18 protein-coding genes and 3 pseudogenes are annotated in these 17,308 nt (G+C 54.2%); 3 read left to right on the top strand and 18 right to left on the bottom strand.

Annotated elements, in window-relative coordinates:
• Window positions 1–19 precede the first annotated feature (19 nt).
• Window positions 20–871: pseudogene (locus tag LJ360_RS19380) on the top strand (IS3 family transposase); the annotation flags it as partial.
• 45 nt (window positions 872–916) lie between these two features.
• A complete protein-coding gene (locus tag LJ360_RS19375; protein WP_264994813.1) occupies window positions 917–1,189 on the top strand; it encodes a hypothetical protein in 273 nt (90 codons plus the stop codon).
• A 169-nt stretch (window positions 1,190–1,358) separates the two neighbouring features.
• Here the strand turns inward: LJ360_RS19375 and LJ360_RS19370 are convergent, their stop codons facing one another.
• The 9 genes and pseudogenes from LJ360_RS19370 to LJ360_RS19330 all read right to left on the bottom strand — a co-directional run bounded on the left by LJ360_RS19370 (window position 1,359) and on the right by LJ360_RS19330 (window position 8,471).
• Window positions 1,359–2,024, bottom strand: coding sequence for an SOS response-associated peptidase (locus tag LJ360_RS19370; protein WP_264994812.1), 666 nt, complete (start codon window positions 2,022–2,024; stop codon window positions 1,359–1,361).
• A gap of 152 nt (window positions 2,025–2,176) precedes the next feature.
• The gene (locus LJ360_RS19365) at window positions 2,177–2,314 is read right to left on the bottom strand and encodes a DUF4113 domain-containing protein (protein WP_264994811.1); all 138 of its coding nucleotides are present in this window, start codon (window positions 2,312–2,314) and stop codon (window positions 2,177–2,179) included.
• Window positions 2,315–2,369: 55 nt separating this feature from the next.
• Window positions 2,370–2,591 (bottom strand): hypothetical protein, encoded by a 222-nt coding sequence (locus tag LJ360_RS19360; protein WP_264994810.1) that lies wholly within the window; start codon window positions 2,589–2,591, stop codon window positions 2,370–2,372.
• A gap of 57 nt (window positions 2,592–2,648) precedes the next feature.
• Window positions 2,649–2,930, bottom strand: a complete 282-nt coding sequence (locus LJ360_RS19355; RefSeq protein WP_264994809.1) for a hypothetical protein — start codon at window positions 2,928–2,930, stop codon at window positions 2,649–2,651.
• Window positions 2,908–3,126, bottom strand: coding sequence for a hypothetical protein (locus tag LJ360_RS19350; RefSeq protein WP_264996071.1), 219 nt, complete (start codon window positions 3,124–3,126; stop codon window positions 2,908–2,910). The genes LJ360_RS19355 and LJ360_RS19350 overlap by 23 nt, the downstream gene beginning before the upstream one ends.
• 478 nt (window positions 3,127–3,604) lie before the next feature.
• Window positions 3,605–4,780, bottom strand: coding sequence for an MBL fold metallo-hydrolase (locus LJ360_RS19345; RefSeq protein WP_264994808.1), 1,176 nt, complete (start codon window positions 4,778–4,780; stop codon window positions 3,605–3,607).
• 47 nt (window positions 4,781–4,827) lie between these two features.
• Window positions 4,828–5,871: an NAD(P)-dependent alcohol dehydrogenase gene (locus LJ360_RS19340; RefSeq protein WP_264994807.1), complete on the bottom strand. Its 1,044-nt coding sequence runs from the start codon at window positions 5,869–5,871 to the stop codon at window positions 4,828–4,830.
• A gap of 28 nt (window positions 5,872–5,899) precedes the next feature.
• Window positions 5,900–7,094 (bottom strand): annotated as a pseudogene (locus LJ360_RS19335) (MFS transporter).
• A gap of 204 nt (window positions 7,095–7,298) precedes the next feature.
• The gene (locus tag LJ360_RS19330) at window positions 7,299–8,471 is read right to left on the bottom strand and encodes an alpha/beta hydrolase (protein WP_413774382.1); all 1,173 of its coding nucleotides are present in this window, start codon (window positions 8,469–8,471) and stop codon (window positions 7,299–7,301) included.
• A 129-nt stretch (window positions 8,472–8,600) separates the two neighbouring features.
• Between LJ360_RS19330 and LJ360_RS19325 the strand changes: the two genes are divergently transcribed.
• Complete coding sequence (locus LJ360_RS19325) at window positions 8,601–9,494, top strand: LysR family transcriptional regulator (RefSeq protein ID WP_264994806.1); 894 nt, start codon at window positions 8,601–8,603, stop codon at window positions 9,492–9,494.
• A 302-nt stretch (window positions 9,495–9,796) separates the two neighbouring features.
• Here the strand turns inward: LJ360_RS19325 and LJ360_RS19320 are convergent.
• The 9 genes and pseudogenes from LJ360_RS19320 to istB form a co-directional block, all read right to left on the bottom strand.
• Window positions 9,797–9,958 (bottom strand): annotated as a pseudogene (locus tag LJ360_RS19320) (tyrosine-type recombinase/integrase); the annotation flags it as partial.
• 31 nt (window positions 9,959–9,989) lie between these two features.
• A complete protein-coding gene (locus LJ360_RS19315) occupies window positions 9,990–11,243 on the bottom strand; it encodes an IS256 family transposase (RefSeq protein WP_264994805.1) in 1,254 nt (417 codons plus the stop codon).
• Window positions 11,244–11,282: 39 nt separating this feature from the next.
• Window positions 11,283–11,804 (bottom strand): integrase, encoded by a 522-nt coding sequence (locus LJ360_RS19310; RefSeq protein ID WP_264994804.1) that lies wholly within the window; start codon window positions 11,802–11,804, stop codon window positions 11,283–11,285.
• A gap of 271 nt (window positions 11,805–12,075) precedes the next feature.
• Complete coding sequence (locus tag LJ360_RS19305) at window positions 12,076–12,408, bottom strand: tRNA-binding protein (protein ID WP_264994803.1); 333 nt, start codon at window positions 12,406–12,408, stop codon at window positions 12,076–12,078.
• Window positions 12,409–12,429: 21 nt separating this feature from the next.
• The gene (locus LJ360_RS19300; RefSeq protein WP_264994802.1) at window positions 12,430–13,329 is read right to left on the bottom strand and encodes a DMT family transporter; all 900 of its coding nucleotides are present in this window, start codon (window positions 13,327–13,329) and stop codon (window positions 12,430–12,432) included.
• Between the two features lie 82 nt (window positions 13,330–13,411).
• Entirely contained in the window at window positions 13,412–14,143 is a 732-nt protein-coding gene (locus tag LJ360_RS19295) for an AraC family transcriptional regulator (protein ID WP_264994801.1), read from the bottom strand.
• Between the two features lie 310 nt (window positions 14,144–14,453).
• Window positions 14,454–15,140 (bottom strand): hypothetical protein, encoded by a 687-nt coding sequence (locus LJ360_RS19290; RefSeq protein WP_264994800.1) that lies wholly within the window; start codon window positions 15,138–15,140, stop codon window positions 14,454–14,456.
• A gap of 27 nt (window positions 15,141–15,167) precedes the next feature.
• A protein-coding gene (locus tag LJ360_RS19285) for an IS3 family transposase (RefSeq protein WP_264994284.1) occupies window positions 15,168–16,330 on the bottom strand; the annotation gives its coding sequence in 2 pieces (ribosomal slippage) (window positions 15,168–16,075 and window positions 16,075–16,330; 1,164 coding nt in all).
• Window positions 16,331–16,551: 221 nt separating this feature from the next.
• On the bottom strand, window positions 16,552–17,307 hold the full coding sequence (istB, locus tag LJ360_RS19280) for an IS21-like element ISSpu5 family helper ATPase IstB (RefSeq protein WP_264994799.1): 756 nt from the start codon (window positions 17,305–17,307) through the stop codon (window positions 16,552–16,554).
• Window position 17,308: the final 1 nt, after the last annotated feature.

The raw sequence follows: 17,308 nt of genomic DNA, 5'->3' as shown, positions 1-17,308 counted from the left end.
GGAGCGGACCATTCCATTAGCTGTAAAGCCAGCCGTTCGACGAGAACTGGTGGATTACCTCAAGCAGGCTCATGGCGTCAGCCTACGTCGAGCCTGCCGAATCGCTGGCATCAGTGACTCTGTGTACCGGTATCGACCGGATACGGCTCGCGATGCACCGGTGATTGCGGCGCTTCAGAGCGTCACTGAACGCTATCCCGCTTACGGCTTCAGCAAGCTGTTCAAGGTGCTGCGGCGATGGGGGCATGGCTGGAATCACAAGCGAGTCCATCGGCTGTACTGTGCACTCAATCTGAACAAACGTCGACGAGGCAAGAAGCGGCTTCCAACCAGAAATCCCGAGCCATTGGCGGTACCAAGCACGGCCAACCACTGCTGGTCCATGGACTTCATGAGCGACAGCTTGTTCTGTGGCCGGCGGTTCCGGACGTTTAACGTGGTCGATGATTTTAACCGGGAGGTGCTGGCGATCTAGATCGACGTGAATCTACCGGCCCCAAGGGTCATTCGGGTCCTGGAGCGCATCATCGCCTGGCGAGGCTACCCGGCCAGGTTGCGAATGGATAACGGCCCGGAGTTCATCTCCATCGCCTTGGCAGATTGGGCGGAACAGCACGGCATCTCGCTGGAGTTTATCAAGCCAGGCAAACCGACTCAGAACTCCTACGTGGAACGCTTCAACCGGACTTACCGGGACGAGATCCTGAATATGTATGTCTTCTGGAATCTCACCGAGGTTCGGCAACTGACCGAATCGTGGATGGCCGAATACAACGACGAGCGTCCCCACGACTCACTGGAAGATCTGACGATATGGGAATATTTGGCGATACACCAAAAGGCGGAAAACTCTAATCAGCAGCACAACTGAAACAGGGATGTTTACACTGGTAGCTCCGGCTAGGAAAATGTAAATATGGATAACAAACAGGACTACATCACGCTCTCAGCTGAAGATCTGCGAACCTTTCAGAACGTCGGGATCGAGAAAGAGGATATCGCCAACATCATTCATGAGATGGTGCTTTACTTAACGGGTCCGTCCAGGGCGGCCGTCACTAAAAGGGCGGTTGGGTCGCCCCCCAAAAAACGGGCCCGCTATGAGGGCGCGGGCGAAGCTAACCCAGATGCGCGCTCACATGCTCTGGCGTGTCTACGGCAGGAACTCTTTTCATTAATCAAGGTATAAATACAGTCGAAATTCGTTATCGATAACCCGTGCGGGCCGCTAAGACTGCAAGTATTGGTACCGACCACCCAGCAGCGTGCGCAGGCCGGCGTTGGCAAGTTTGTCAGTAAGAGGTGGTTTTTCATCCACCATTATGGAAAGGTTCCATTTTCAGAGTCTTTATCAATACCTAATGTGCCGCGAGAACTTCAGCTTCCGCAACAGGCGCCAGGTCCTTGGTACTCCTGACCGGCTCACACACCAGTGGCGCCGGTATATGCGTTTTCATCAAATGCGCAAAGGCGTCCGTGTGATGAAAATCCGGATCCAGCCACAGATCAAAGTCCTTCGGCCTCAGCATCAATGGAATGCTCTTGGGATGAATGTGACTGAACCGTGGGTGAGGCGGCAGCGTTATCACAGTGAAGGAGCTTACCTGTTCCTCCCCAAAGTGCCAGGATTGCCATAACCCGGCCAGAGCCGTGGCTTCCCCCTCTGGGTGTATATTATAGACCTGCTTCCCCTGCCACTCGTGGAATGCGCTGACAGGGACAACGCAGCGGTGGGAGGGATAGACCTTCTTCCAGAGCGGGCTGGAAGTGAGCCGGTCACTGCGTGCGTTAAAGGTGTGGAATTTCGGGTTTGGCCGGTAACCATGTCCCTCCGGACGGGGCTCGATTAGCAATGACCAGATACCGGGCTCCAGATAACGGTCACTACCGGCCTCCATCACGAATTCGCCGATACCGCCAGGTGGTACATTTAACTGAGGGCGTGGAGCAAAACCTGGTAGGCCCAGTTGCCCCATCAGCTCCTGTACCTCAGGCGAATCCGTTACATTGTAGCGACCACACATGGACAGCCTCCCCTGAATCCACCAGCCCAGTTTAGTGAATGTAGTCGAGACAACATACCTCACACGCAGAAAACGAGAAAAGGCTGAAACAACGAGCTGCCGTCGCCCGTAGCTGAGTGGCCCCGCACATTCTTTGGCCCGCCTGGAACCGATCAACTCACCGGTGGCAACTGGTGCCAGTCGGTCGTGTACGCCGGGGACAGGTGTGAACGTCGCATTGCATAGGCGTTGTTACCTGCCTGCCTTGCGGTGGGCAGGGCACCCCGGGATTGTCGGTTGATTCTATCCATTAACGCCATAAGCCGCTCGGACCGGGTACCACCCCCAGTCACAGCCGGTTCTGCTTCAAACAAATCCGCTTGTCGTACCGACGTAGTTACCAGTTCGCTCACAAGAACGCCCGCTTTGGCGTAACTGGTGTCCTTGGCGGTAGACGGATCTCAATAGCTTCAACGCCTCATTCACTATGACCCATGCATCCTGGCTCGGGGTGATGAGCCTGGTCGTGACACTCCTGGAGTACTGAGGTACCTCAGGCCTGAATGGATTGGTCCGAATAAACACCATGATCTCGCCAGCGAACTGGTCGCCGCCCCTGAGCTTTTCGCATACCCGGGTGGCAAATTAAGCGACAGCTTCTTCCAGGTCCTTCAGTTGTGACAGTGGCTGACCGAAGGACCGGGAGCACATGATCTGTTTTTTTGGTTGAGGTGCATCTTCCCAGGGTAAACAGGGAATGCTGTTCAACTCGCGTGCCGTGCGCTCCAGTACCACAGAAAACTGGTTTTGCAATGTGGCAGGGTCTGCCTCGGCCAGTTGCAACGCTGTGGTGATACTCATGCTTTCCAGGCGAGCCGTTATCCGGCGCCCGACACCCCACACCTCACCGACTGGGACTCTTTCCATGAGGCGCCTTTGCGTGATTGCATCGGTCAGGTCCACAACCCCTCCGGTCGCGCGGTACTTTTTGGCGGCGTAGTTCGCCAGTTTTGGTCAAGGTTCGGGTCGGCGCAATCCCGACACAGACGGGCAGCCCGACGTTCTGGTACACGGTGTCTTTTACCTGCCGCCCAAACTCTTCAAAGGGAAGTACCCGGTCGATTCCGGTGAGATCCAGGAAGGCCTCGTCGATTTAAAGGAAAGGAGACCATCTATGGACATAGCTCCATGCGTAATTACACTGCATTTTTCGAGTTGCCTTCGACTGTCCATAGACATAGCACTTTTAAGCACGATTTAGGCCCGTCTTGTCCATACCATGCGAAAGGCAGAGCGCGGAAAGCAGATGCGGAGTTTGCCTGAGGGCCGCTTACGAGCCCAAGCTGTGTAAAAACTCCCGCGACGGCTCGCTTCGTCAAAAACTGATCCAAAAATCGCGCTTCTTACATCACGACATTGCTCGTGATGAGCAGGTAGGTCATCTGAGGCGTGAAGTTCAGTGTGGTCGCAAAGCGAACATTCGGATCTGAGTCGCAAGGTTCTGCTTTGACTATGGAGTGCCTAGTTTTAGATATGTCCGCAGTAACGGTGTAGAACCCATCCCTTGTAAACCCCCCCCTGTTTCAATTGCACCGCAAATGTTAACCGGCGTTGGGTTCTTGTTGGTGAGTGGGACTTTCGTGGTGAGTTACACTTTCAGCTGGCCCGGGCGCACTTTCCCTCTCCCACCATGCAGTAAACTCCTGAGTTTGACTATCGAAGTAGACTGGTTGACCAATCATCGGTGTCCAGAGCGAGTAGTCATAATCCTGGCTGGCTGTTTCCAGGCGCTTGAATGGGTCATCCCAGTCGTGCTGCGATATTGTGAATCGTCCAACATGCGCTGGCGTGAGGGCGAGTGCCCCAAGGTCATTGGCTGCCTGAGCCGCTTGTTCGGGGTTCATGTGGATATTGGCCCAACGAGGATCGTATTGGCCAGCGTCCAACGTCACCCAGTCAAACGGGCCGTACTGCTCGCCGATGTCCGTGAAGTGTGGGCCGAATCCAGAATCGCCACTAAAGAACAACCGATGTTGTGGTGCGATCAGTGCAAACCCCACCCATAATGCCTGATTCTTGCTGAAAAGCCGTCCAGAGTAATGACGCGCGGGCGTGACTATGATCTGTAACCCGGGCGCCACTTCAAAGCTGTCGTTCCAGTCCGCCTGGACGATCTGTTCTCTCTCATAGCCCCAACCTGTGAGATGAGCCCCAATCCCGAGTCCCGCAATCACCTGGTCAACTTTGGACCGCAATGCCATAACGCTCGGGTAGTCGAGGTGATCGTAATGGTCGTGTGTTATCAGTAACAGGTCGATCGGGGGCATATCGTCTGCGGTATAGACATCCGTGCCGTCAAAGGCAGTCACAGTCATCGGCACAGGCGATGCGTTGGTGCTGAAGACTGGGTCTATCAGGATGCGCTGCCCGTTAAGCTGAACGTAATAAGATGAGTGCCCCAACCATATGACAACGTCCCTGGCAGGATTCAAAGCGTGTAAATCGGTTTTGACCGATGGCAGCGCCACCGGGGGCCGAGTGTTGTCATTCCCGCCTATCAGATTCTCCAACATCATAGAGAGTTGGGACTGATCGGTGGTCAGCATGGGTGTCTCTATGAGGTTTTTGAATTCACCATCGGTGTAGTTCGGCGAATCTTGGATCTGTCGAAGCCTCTCACCTTCTGGTATTTGACCAAAAACCGGGTGTTGCAGGTAACCCACGCCACTGAGGACCAATACACCTACAACAATCGAAGATAGTTTAAGCACAGTCATGATTTTAAAAGCTTTCCTTGTTGCTACGGTCACCTGACCAGTTTTATCTACAATGTGGAGGTGTCCATGACGAAACGATACTTTACGTCACCCTTCAGCATTCGCTCATAGGCTTCATTGATCTCGTCAGCCCGTATCATTTCAATGTCAGCGACAATGTTGTGCCTGGCACAGAAATCCAGCATTTCCTGAGTCTCAGGAATACCGCCGATCATGGACCCTGCCAGTGAGCGACGCTTGAAAATCAAATTGAACACTTCCGGTGCAGGGTGTGGAGAGGCGGGTGCACCGACGAGTGTCATGGTGCCGTCTCGCTTTAGGAGTGTGAGAAATGCGTCCAGTTCATGTGGGGCAGCGACCGTGTTGACAATCAAGTCAAAGCTTTTGATGTGGCCAGCCATCTCATCGGGCTGCTTCGATACGACGACCTCATCCGCACCCAGCGCTTTGGCCATCTCGCGCTTGGCCTCAGACGTTGTAAAAGCCACAACATGGGCACCCATGGCGTGAGCCAGTTTGATACCCATATGGCCAAGCCCGCCAATGCCCACGATACCGACTTTCTTGCCCGGACCGGCTTGCCAGTGGCGCAAAGGGGACCATGTCGTAATACCAGCGCATAGAAGTGGAGCGACAGCGGCAAGCTGCTCCTCCGCGTGGCGGATACGCAACACATAGCGCTCATGTACGACGATTTTTTGGGAATAACCGCCTAGCGTATGTCCAGGAGCGTCTGGCGTCGGGAAATTGTAGGTACCGATCATGTTGTCACAGTAATTTTCCAGCCCTTCGCCGCATTCTTCGCAATGCTTACAGCTATCTACGATACAACCGATTCCAACGAGGTCTCCTTTCTTGAAGTCAGCGACATGCTCGCCGACTGCGGAAACGCGGCCTACAATTTCATGACCGGGTACGCAGGGATATAACGTGCCAGCCCACTCTGAGCGAACCTGGTGAATATCTGAATGGCAGATACCACAGAACGCAATGTCGATCTGAACATCATGGGCACCCGGTGTGCGACGTGTAATGTTCATGGAGGCCAGCGGCTGTTCTGCTGAATTAGCACCAAAAGCTTTGATTGTCATAACGTTTTCCCAAGTAGTTGCTGATCATTCAATTTGTAGCTTGCACCGCTTCCACGCGTTGCGAGCCCTGAAGACGAGAAGTCGCCCCGGTCAAGCAGGCTGCAATCAACAGCAGCACCGCACTGGTCATGAAAGTGCTCTGATAACCACTGGCATCAAACAGCAAACCGCCAACCGTGGAGCCCATTGCAATAGATAACTGAATGACGGCTACCATCAAGCCGCCACCAGCTTCCGCGTCCTCAGGAAATGTTTTGGGGACCCACGCCCACCACCCGACAGGTGCGGCAGTCGCAATCAGCCCCCATAAACCCAGCAACGCAGTAACCGCGGCGGTCCAGTTGCCCAGATAAATTAGGGATACAGCGGTGGCCGCCATTAGAATGGGGATGCCAATTAGCGTCGGGTAGAACCCATTCTCAAGCACGATGTTCACCAACATAGTGCCCACAAGACCTGCCAGTCCCAGGACCAAAAGAATGTACGAGAGCGTAACGCCATCCACTTGCGTGACCACCTCAAGGAACGGCCGTACGTAGGTATACAGGGTGAACTGCCCCATAAAAAAAGCCGATGGCGAGCATGCCGACTAGCACTATTCGTCTGCGCAATTGCCTGAACACATTGAAGACACCGCCAATGCTTGAAGGCCGGGTTTCAACCGGCAAGGAGGGAAGGCTGACCCATTGCCAGACGAATGTAATCAATGCCACCGGAACGAGACAGAAAAAAGCCCCGCGCCAGCCCACAACGGTTCCCAGATAAGCGCCCAAGGGCGCGGCTACCACCAGTGCCAGCGCATTACCGCCATTAAAGATCGCCAGAGCCCGGGGGACTTGATACTTGGGCACCAATCGCATGGCAATCGCAGCGGACATGGACCAGAAACCACCCACGACCACCCCGATGAGAGCGCGTCCGACCATGTAGGTAAAGTAGTTCGGTGCCATGGCAATGATGGCGCCTGAGAGGCCCATCAGTGCCGTCAGGCCGAGTAACAACGACTTGCGATTCAGACGCCCGGCCAGCACAGAAATGAACAGACTGGTAAAAACGGCAAAGGCCCCTGATACGGCGATTCCCTGCCCGGCCATACCCTCAGTAATCTGCAAGGTTCCGGCTATGGGAGTCAGCAAACTGACAGGCATAAATTCCGAAGCGATCAGCGAGAAAACACACAAGGTCATGGCAAAGACACCGCTCCAGTAAGCGGGTTGCGTCATCGCTTCTTGCGTCTCGTACACCAAGTCAACGGGCTCGTCATTAACGGTAGAATTCATGGATCGTTCGTGGATACCAAAAAATGTGATTCAAGCGCTATTGCTGATTGCAAAGCACAAGAGAAAGCTGGCCGGGCCTATCTAGCGGATAGGTCCGGCGATGGTTCCCTGGAGGGAAATGAGTGCTAACTTCGTAAGTAAGCCTGCTTAAGCGAGGTTCTTATCAAAGAAAGACGTCAGCTTGTCGAACGGTATCTTGTCCATCTGGTCATACAGATCAACGTGATCCGCATTCGGCACGATGACCAATTCCTTGGGGTCCGGAGCCTGCTTGTAGACATCTTCGGAGTAATAGAGGGAGTGAGCATCTTCACCGGCCACCAGAAGTATCGGACGCGGCGCAATCATCTCGATGTTGGCGTACATCGGGAAGCTGAAGAACGACATTGGGGTCGTCGCTGTCCATGCTGTAGTCGAATTAATCCCCCTGGGATGGAAGCCTCTTGGCGTACGATAGTAATCAAAGAAGGCGGCCAGTACCGGATTCGGATCCTCGGGAAGCGTCTCAGGCAGAACGCGTTGTCCGGTTACGATATTACCGTTCTCGTCGAAGGGCACCTCGTGATAACCCACAGCATAGTCGCCGCTTTCGGCATCTTCCCAGCGTTGCTCGCTAAGGTAATCAATCACTTTCTGGCGCTGCTCCATGGTGTAACCGTCTTTGTAACCACGACTCATACTACGGGACATGTCATACATGGACGTTGTGGCCACGGCCTTAATGCGCGAGTCACTGGTCGCAGCCGTGAGCGCCATTCCACTGAATCCGCAAATTCCGATGACACCAATGCGGTTACGGTCAACGTTCGACTGTAGACCGAGAAAGTCCACGGCGGCGCTGAAGTCTTCGGTGTTGATGTCCGGAGAAGCAACATTGCGGGGCTCACCGCCGCTTTCGCCGGTGTAGGAAGGATCGAACGCTAATGTGACGAAACCACGCTCAGCCATCGTTTGCGCATAAAGGCCGGATGATTGTTCCTTAACAGCCCCAAATGGACCACTGACGGCGAGCGCAGCTTGTTTCCCGTTGATATTCTTAGGGACGTATAGGTCAGCCGCCAGGGTAATTCCATAGCGATTTCTGAAGCTGACCTTCCTATGGTCGACCCGATCACTCTTAGGGAAAGTCTTGTCCCACTTATTGGAGAGTGTCAGGCTCCCATTGTCCGACCCAGCCGCAAACGCTGGGCCTGATGACACTGACATGGCTGTGATTGCTGCCATGCAAGCGCCAGAGCCCTTGAGAAAATTTCGACGCGTCGTACTGGACTTGGATTGCTGTTGCCCAGCTTCAACGCTTAATTGGGATGGTACGCTCATTGTAATCACTCCTTTGTATAGGAATAGTCAGGCCAACGCCGATGGCTGAGGAATGATTCTATGTTGACACGGCCGCCAAAACTTGATTAGTGGGCACAATGTACATGCACTTGTGAGCCAGATTCAGCAATGAGCAATATGAAAATCGACGACCTGCAAGCCTTTATCGCCGTGGCACGAGACCAAAGCTTTACCAAGGCGGCTGCCAAAATCGGTATTACCCCCTCGGCCCTGAGTCACAAAATGAAGGCGTTGGAGGAACAGTTGGGACTGCGGCTGCTGGCCCGTACGACACGGAACGTCAGTCCAACAGAAGCAGGAGAGAGATTGATTCGTTCGCTGACCCCACTCTTCGAGCGGATTACAGAAGAGGTAGAGGCACTCGGAGAACTGCGTGACAAACCCGCTGGCACCATCCGCATCTCCTGTACGGACGATCAAATCGAACTGTGTCTTCGACCAAGATTGGCGAAGTTTCTGAGAGACTTTCCCGACGTCACGGTTGAGTTATATGTCGACTATGGGTTTACCAATGTCGTGAAAGATCGATTTGACGCAGGCATTCGATTGGGTGAAGCCATCAGCCAGGACATGATAGCCATACCGATTGGTCCAGACATGCGATTGGTCGTGGTGGGCTCACCGGATTACTTTGAACGACATTCCGAACCGAAAACGCCCTATGAACTGACGAATCACCCTTGTATCGACATCCGCCACAGGCCTGACGGGGGCATTTACGCTTGGGAATTCGAAAAAGATGGCAAGGAGTTTACTGTAAAAGGGAGGGGCCAGTTGGTATTCAACAGTATCGTGCATGTACTCAACGCAGCCGTAGATGGGATAGGTTTGGCTTACGTCCCGGAAGAATTGGCCGAGCCCTATTTTACCGATGGCCGATTGAAAAAAGTTCTGGAGGACTGGTGCCCGTATTTCCCCGGATTTCACCTGTACTATGCTAATCGTCGGCAGGCTTCACCCGCATTCTCTAAGTTCGTAGAGGCGTTTAGATACACAAAATAACGCCCTATTTTTGCACTGCAGTCCGGTGAGTGGCCGGCCACCATAGTGGCACAAGATCAGTTCGGTTTTGAAAGTCCAATCAAGAGTCGCAGAATCACGAGTCCCTTCTTGATTATTTGCCTGATTGAAAGCGACCAATCCCAACCCGGAATAGAGACTAAGATTCAGCTGATGCAGTAGCTGCGTGAATGTTCGCTTTTGTTTAGCGACGGGAGGAGCCTGATCGAAACCCGAGGGTGAGCATCGACCGGGGCTGGCAGCGTCTGCGGCATCCAAAGGGACCAAGGACACAAGTTACGCACCTAGATCTCAATACTCTCAGCTATCTCCAGAGCATCCTCGACCTCAACACCAAGGTACCGCACGGTGCTCGACATATTCGTGTGTCCCAACAGCAACTGGACGGCTCGAAGATTCTTGGTCTTCTTGTAGATCAATGTCGCTTTGCTGCGTCTCATTGAATGGGGAGTTATTGTCAAATCTGGTGTATGACCATCAGGCAGCGTTCCTGTCAGATTGATCTTCCACCTGTATTCCATCCTGAAACTGCACGTTGTCCACGACCAGCTTCAGTTGGTCGAACCCCTTGATCCGCTTCCAGCGCTTTTGGGCGGACTGTAGCAGTTTGAACACCATCGATAACGTGGTGTCGCGGTTGCCGCAAGAGCGGCTTCGCTTGGTTCTCAGTCGCACTGTGGCGAAAGTGGATTCAATCGGATTGGTCGTCCGTAAGTGAATCCAGTGAATCGCCGGAAAATCGTAGAAGGCCAGCAGCTCGTCACGATCCTTCTCCAGGTTTTCCATGGCCTTTGGGTACTTGTCCCGGAACCGCCTCAAGGTGCTATCGAACGCCTTGTGAGCGCTGTCTCGCGTCTCGGCCAGATAGATCTCGTGCAGTGCCGATTTCACCTTTGGCTGCACGGACTTGGGCAGTTTGTCCAGCACGTTAGCCGTCTTGTGGACCCAGCACCGCTGGTGCCGGGTGTCCGGAAACACCTTGCTCAGGGCCTTCCAGAAGCCCAGTGCGCCGTCGCCAACAGCTAGCTTGGGCGAAGGCTCCAGGCCTCTTTCCCGTATGTCCGTGAGCAGCTCTCGCCAGCTGGCTTCGGACTCCCGGTGGCCATCCTCGACCGCAACCAGCTCCTTGTGGCCGTGCTCGGTCACGCCGATGATCACCAGCAGGCAGAGCCGGTCATCCAGGCGGACGTTGCTGTACACGCCGTCCGCCCACCAGTAGACGTAACGCTTCTGGCTCAGGTCTCGTCGCTGCCAGTCCTTGTGCTCATCAAGCCACTTCGCCTTGAGCCGAGACACTGTGTTGGCCGACAGGCCATTGGCTTGTTCACCAACCAGCGCACTCAGGGCCTCCTGGAAATCACCAGAGGAAACACCTCGCAGGTAGAGCCAGGGAATCAGTTCCTCCAGGCTCCGGGCGCGCTTCAGGTACGGTGGCAGCAGGTGGCTGTTGAAGCGAATGCCAGAGCCACTGCGATCCCGGACCTTGGGAACCTGCACTTCCACGTCACCGACGCCTGTCTGGACGGTGCGCTTGGGAAGGTGCCCATTACGCACCACTGCCTTGCGACCATCAGGTGCCTTAATGTCCTCATATTGCCTCAACAGACTCTCCAGCTCTGTCTCGACAGCCTGTGCAATCAGGTCCCGGGCACCCTGCCGGATCAACTCGTGCAACGGATCGTTGCTGGCTACCTCTGGTTGTGAAAGAGCATGCAGGTTAGACTTGGGCATGGCGTATCATTCCTCTGTTGGTTGTGATCTTGGCGGTGATCAACCAACAGGATACGCCACCCCTTCAGCCTGCTTCCATACACCAGAAATCACCATAACTCTTGAATGGGTTGCGTAGACTGAAGGGTCAAGTCCAATGCTGGTAATCCACTTTTTGACAAGACGGGCGTATTGGTGAGTAGTGATATGGTCGAACTTTCGCATCCGGCTCGGCCACAAATAATCCATACCCGAGAGTCCGCGCAACTCGATCCATGCTTCGACCGACTCGCGCGTCTTTTTGGTTATCTCAAACTGAACAGGCTGACTGGTCTTCTGCTGGATGACTTGCGCCCGGTCCAGAACCTCACCGTTTCTGGAAATATCTCGAACCAAAAGCTTTACCAGATCGCAGGATCGGAGTTTGCAGTCAATTGCCATGTTGAACATCGCCAGCTCGCGGATGTTCTTCGCTATCTCTAACCGAATACGGATAGCCCATATTTGTTCGAGTTTGAGCGGTAGCTTCTGGCCGACGAGCTTCCCTTTGTTCCAGGGAGCTTTGCTGGTAGGAAATGTCATGACGTGGCCCTCTTTGGAGGGTAAGGGCCTTTAAGTATGGTTCAGGAGATTGTTCTCTGCTGGCCAACCTGGTCGCAAAGCGAACATTTGCATTGGGCGATTACGAGGAGCGTTGCGGCTATTTTGAAGCAGCGAACCGGAGGAAGGTGTATGGAGCATTGCAATGGTGAGCTTTCCGTTCACCATTGCCAACACAAAAGGCTTTGTCCCGTTTATCACCCTCACTTGGACTCGAATACCGATTGGCCCGCGATGTGAATGCCGCCGAAACTCAGAACAAGCGTTCTCCGTTATCCACCTTCGCATCGGGCCTTACCAGAGTAACTGCGCCATTCGCTGTCTGTACGCCAGTTATCAGGCACTCCGACAGAAAAGGGCCGATCTGTTTAGGCGGGAAATTGGTGACTGCAAGAACCTGTTTGCCGATGAGTTCCTCCTTGCTATAGAGGTCCATAACCTGCGCACTCGACTTACGAACACCGACCTCCACCCCGAAATCGACTCGTAATTTATATGCAGGCTTGCGCGCCTCGGGAAAATCGGTCACTTCAATGATAGTCCCGATCCGCAGTTCAACCTTCTCGAAATCGTCCCAAGTAATCATCTCACTGCTCCTTTGACGTAGTTAGTCTGTTAACATTTCTGGCTCCGCGACCGCCCGGCTTTTCGCTCGCCCAGCGATCAAAGAGCCAATGACGATCAGAAGGCTGGCACTCAACACGGCAAATGTTGCCTCGCCATATCCAGCAAAGATCAACAGGATCACTGAAATCAGCGGCGCACTGTATGCCAGAGTTCCCAGTAATTGGATGTTCCCGTGTTTTACGCCATAGTCCCAGGTGAAGAATGCGATGCCGACCGGTCCAAGCCCAAGCCCGACCACGCCAACCCATTGAATAACGTCCTCCGGCCATACCGTTTCCTCCCACAAAAGGTGGCAAATCAATGCAAGAATGGCCGTAACACCGCAGAACCAGCCCACGGCATCGGTCGGCACCGAGCGAACCAGTCTGCTAAGCACGGAGTAAGAGGACCAGATCAGCGCGCAAGACAGAGCCACTAAGTAACCCGGTAGGTTCTCCCAAGCAAACCCGTCTGCATTTCGGCTGATCAGCAGCCAGCAACCGGCCAGTGCGACCAGGGCCCCAACAATATACTGGGTTCGTAACCTTTCCCCCGGCAGAAATGCCGACAACAGGACGATGAGCAGTGGCCAAAGGTAGGCCAGAAGGCTGACTTCAACGGCCGGTGCCAATGTCATAGCCTTGAAATAGGCAAAGTGATACCCGAACAAGCCGACGATGCCGATGCACCACGCCAGCGGTGATTGCCTTAAGTACTGCACGCCGACATGCCCGGCCAGCACCCAACGGCCACACATCAACAGGAAAGCAATGCCGAAGGTCATAGCCATGAGTTGGAACTCCGGAATCTCGCCACCGGAAAGCTTGGTCAGTAGCGCCAGAGTGCCCCATAACAAAACAGAAATGGACCCGATCCAGGTAGCGGCGTTAACCGATGCCATGCAACCCTCCTCGAAAAATTAATGAATGATTCCGGGGAGGGTATCCGGGGTAGCGAGAAGGAGCTTTCGAATCCTGGCGGAACTATTTCGAAATACGGCGGAAGTGGCTGGGTGACTTGCCGAAATGGCCTCTGAACCGGTCGCTGAAGGCGGATAGCGACGAGTAACCGACGGCATCGGCAACACGCTGAACAGTCAGTCCCGACTGCTCTAAAAGCCGCCATGCCTCTTTCATTCGCAATTCTGTGAGGTATTGATGCGGGGTCATGCCTACCTGACGCCGGAACAGATCGTTCAACTGACGAACGCTCAGGTGCGCCACCGCAGCAGCGTCCGTCAAAGACAGCGGTTGGCTGAAGCGGTCATCGAGATACTGTTTCGCGATTTGAACTCTGCGGTCCAGCTTCAACCGGCTGCCATGGCGCTCCTGAAGTAACTGAATCAGCAAAAGTAGCATTTGATGCTGGGTAAAATCAGACCCTGTGCCATTTTGAAGCTGCGCGTGGAGGAATTGGACGTAATGGAGCAGCGCGGGGTCGAGGTCAACGAAACAGGGTAGCTTGTCCAGAGCGGGAGCCAACCCTTCAGGGACGTCTGCGACCAGAAACCGGTTGTCTTCGGTTGCAGCATACCCGTGCCCGCTTCCCGACGGGATGATTGCAGCCCGATGCTGACCAACCTCCCCTTCAGTAGCGTCTACGGATAACGACAAGGCTCCGGCCAAGGGTAGAACCAGTTGATGATGGTCGTGGGAGTGGCTTTTCCCTTCCTCATCATAGCTTCGTATGTGCAACCCAATCTCTGAATGCTTCATGGCACCAGTATAATCGGAAACAACTGAGAATCGTCAGAGAATCAAGCTGCAACGGTTCCTGTTTCAATTGCATCGCTGATTAGAGTTTTCCGTGTGTCAGAGTTTCGTTTGCCTATCTCATCGAGTCAGGCTTCCAGAAAATCTCGGACGCAAATGTTCGCTTTTGTTTAGGTGTCGCGTGGGATGCGGGACGGTCGCAAAGCGAACATTCAGGTTTGGGGATGACGTTTTCGTCTAGCGACGCCCTGGCAAGGGTGTCCAGCTGAGGGCGCAGGCCGGGAATGGCACTTAAGCGATTGGTTAGCGTAGTTCATGGCCGACGCAACCTACTTGCAAAATATGAATCGTTGCCGTGCAAGGTGACGCCCGTTTCACTTGGAGCTTCGGGAAATCGCTGTGGAGGAAGATCAGTTAAACGCAGCGGAATATCCACACGACTATTTCCCGCACCTATACAGTAATCATTGAGCCGATAAAGAGAAGTTCTAAAATCAGGCGATGGGTTCCATAGAACCATAAAACCCAAGGGAAAGAACTTTAATACGGAGCTTATTAAAGGCGGGGTACCGAAGCGCACCAAAAAACCGAAATTTCTGATCGAGACCTGATCCCAGAATGGATAAATCCAGTAGTAAACGTGTAGATTATCCGGAATTTCCTGATCTGGATTCAGAACTAATTCCGCCATAGCATCCCCCATATCTCCCCTGGGAATGCGCTCCACTCCAAGAGCGAGGATATGGCCAAAAACAGCACGAATGATTTTTCCGGGTGCAACCGGAAATCTAGTGATATCAGGGCGAGCCACCAAACTATGCAAATAATTTCCTACATTGTTGGCAAAATCCTTTAATTCGAGATCATAGAGACTACCTAGATAATCCCCATTACAGGTAGCACAAATACTTCTAAACTTAACTCCCTGTTGAAAATCTCTACCTCTTCGGTCCTTTTCTGCCTGCGCATTAAGCACCTCGCCGATCCCATAGAGGGTCATTCTGGGAAACTTGATGGTGTGTAGTGGTCAACTAATCCCGGACAGTATTTTAAGGTTTTCCTCAGCGGCAACGGGCGAAATGCCGTCGTTGAATGCGTGAGGTCGTTGCCGGTTGTAGTAGTCCATCAGATAGCCACCCACATCTTTTTTGGCCTCAGGCAGATTTCGGTAACCCAGGGCCGGTATCCATTCGGATTTTAGGCTCCGGAACAGCCTCTCCATCGGTGCGTTATCCCAACAGTTGCCTCGACGGCTCATGCTTTGAGTCATCCGATAGCGCCAGAGCCTCTGGCGGAACTTACGGCTGGCGTACTGGCTCCCCTGGTCCGAGTGGAACATGACCTTCTCTGGCTGACCACGCTGTTCCCAGGCGTGATCCAGAGCTTTTACAACCAGATCCGCATCCGGACTGGACGACATAGCCCAACCAACAACGCGGCGGGCGAACAGATCCAGCACGACAGCCAGATAGCTCCACCGCTGGCCGCTCCATACATAGGTAATGTCACCACACCACGCCTGATTGGGCTGGTCTACCGTAAACTCACGAGCCAGATGGTTCGGGATATCCGGTCGCTCAACGGTGGCCTGCTTGTAGGCGTGAGGGCCAGGTTGCTTGCAAATCAGCCCTAGCTCGCTCATCAGTCGTCGAACCTTGAAGCGACCAATGACAACGCCGTCGTCATTGAGCATACCCTTGATTGTTCTGCTGCCGGCAGAGCTGCGGCTTTTGGTAAACAGGCGATTAACCTGAGCCTTCAGGGCCAGACGCTCAACATCCACGTGCTTCCGCCGTTGGCGATACTCGTAATAGCTGGAACGGCTGATATCGAACGCATTGCAGACCATTTCAACAGGCATTTGCTCACTTAACTGGTCTATCAGCGCGTACGATTCAGGTCGTCCGACATCAAGAGAGCGGTAGCCTTTTTTAGTATGGTCTTCTCCATCTCAAGGCGTTTGCAGCGGGCTTCCAGCTCCTGAATCCGTCGCTGCTCCGGGGTCAAAGCTTTCCCCTTTGGGGTAATGCCTTCTCGCTCATCCGTCAGCTGTTGAACCCAGCGTCGCAAAGCACTTTCACCCACGCCCAAGGACGTACAGGCCTGGGCAATGGTGTAACCTTGATCCAGCACCAGGCTGGCTGCTTCCTGTTTGAACTCAGGAGTAAAGGAACGTCGTTTTCTGGTCATCAGACACCTCGCTTATGGTGGCGATCTTACCACCTACGTTGGTGTCCGGGATCATTGAACCACTACAGGTGGCCGTGCGGGGTTGTTCCGAATTCTTTCTCGAATGGGAGGCCGAGGTGCGTAAACCGCTGAAGGTTGCCACCCATTCCACGTGAAGCCTGCCACCCGGACCGGAGCAAGGCTGCCACCCATCGGAGCGTAGCGACGCGGGGTTTCTCTTGTTACTCCGAAGTCTCAGTGCCCGTCAACTTTGTCTGCTGTTTTCGCATGGATTCGCCCCGTAGATTGATCTTGTAGGCGTTGTGAACAAGCCGGTCCAGGATGGCATCTGCCAGAGTGGCGTCGCCGATTACACCATGCCATTCTTCGATGGGTAGTTGGCTGGTGGCAATGGTGGAGCGCCGGCCATGTCGGTCTTCCAGCACCTCCAGCAAGTCTCTTCGGTTCTCCGCGCTCAGCTTCATCAGCCCCCAGTCATCCAGGATCAGGACGTCTACTTTGGCGAGGTTGGTCAGGAGCTTGGCGTACTGACCATCCCCCTTGGCGATGGTCAGTTCCCGCAACAGTCGGGTCAGGCGCACGTACTGGGCGGTGTAGCCTTCGCGGCAGGCCTTGTGTGCCAGGGCGCAGGCCAGCCAGGTTTTGCCAACGCCGGTGGGACCGGTTATGAGTACGTTCAGATGCTCCTTCACCCATTGGCAGCTGGCCAATGACTGGATCAGTCCTTTATCCAGGCCCCGTGAGTTCCGGTAATCAATGTCTTCGAGGATGGCCGTGTGTCTCAGCTTAGCCCGGCGCAGCCGGCTGCTCATGCGCCGGTTGTCCCGCTCGGTCATTTCCCGGTCGACCAGCAGTCCAAGGCGCTCCTCGAAACTCAGGTCGGTAATGTCGGGGGTGGCCGATTGATCCGCCAGGGCGGCGGCCATGCCGGTCAGTTTGAGGGCGTGGAGCTTGTCCAGTGTGGGATGTTTCAACATG

The organism is Marinobacter sp. AN1, from assembly GCF_026013985.1.
Lineage (GTDB): Bacteria > Pseudomonadota > Gammaproteobacteria > Pseudomonadales > Oleiphilaceae > Marinobacter > Marinobacter segnicrescens.
This window is presented reverse-complemented; position numbering and strand designations above follow the sequence as displayed.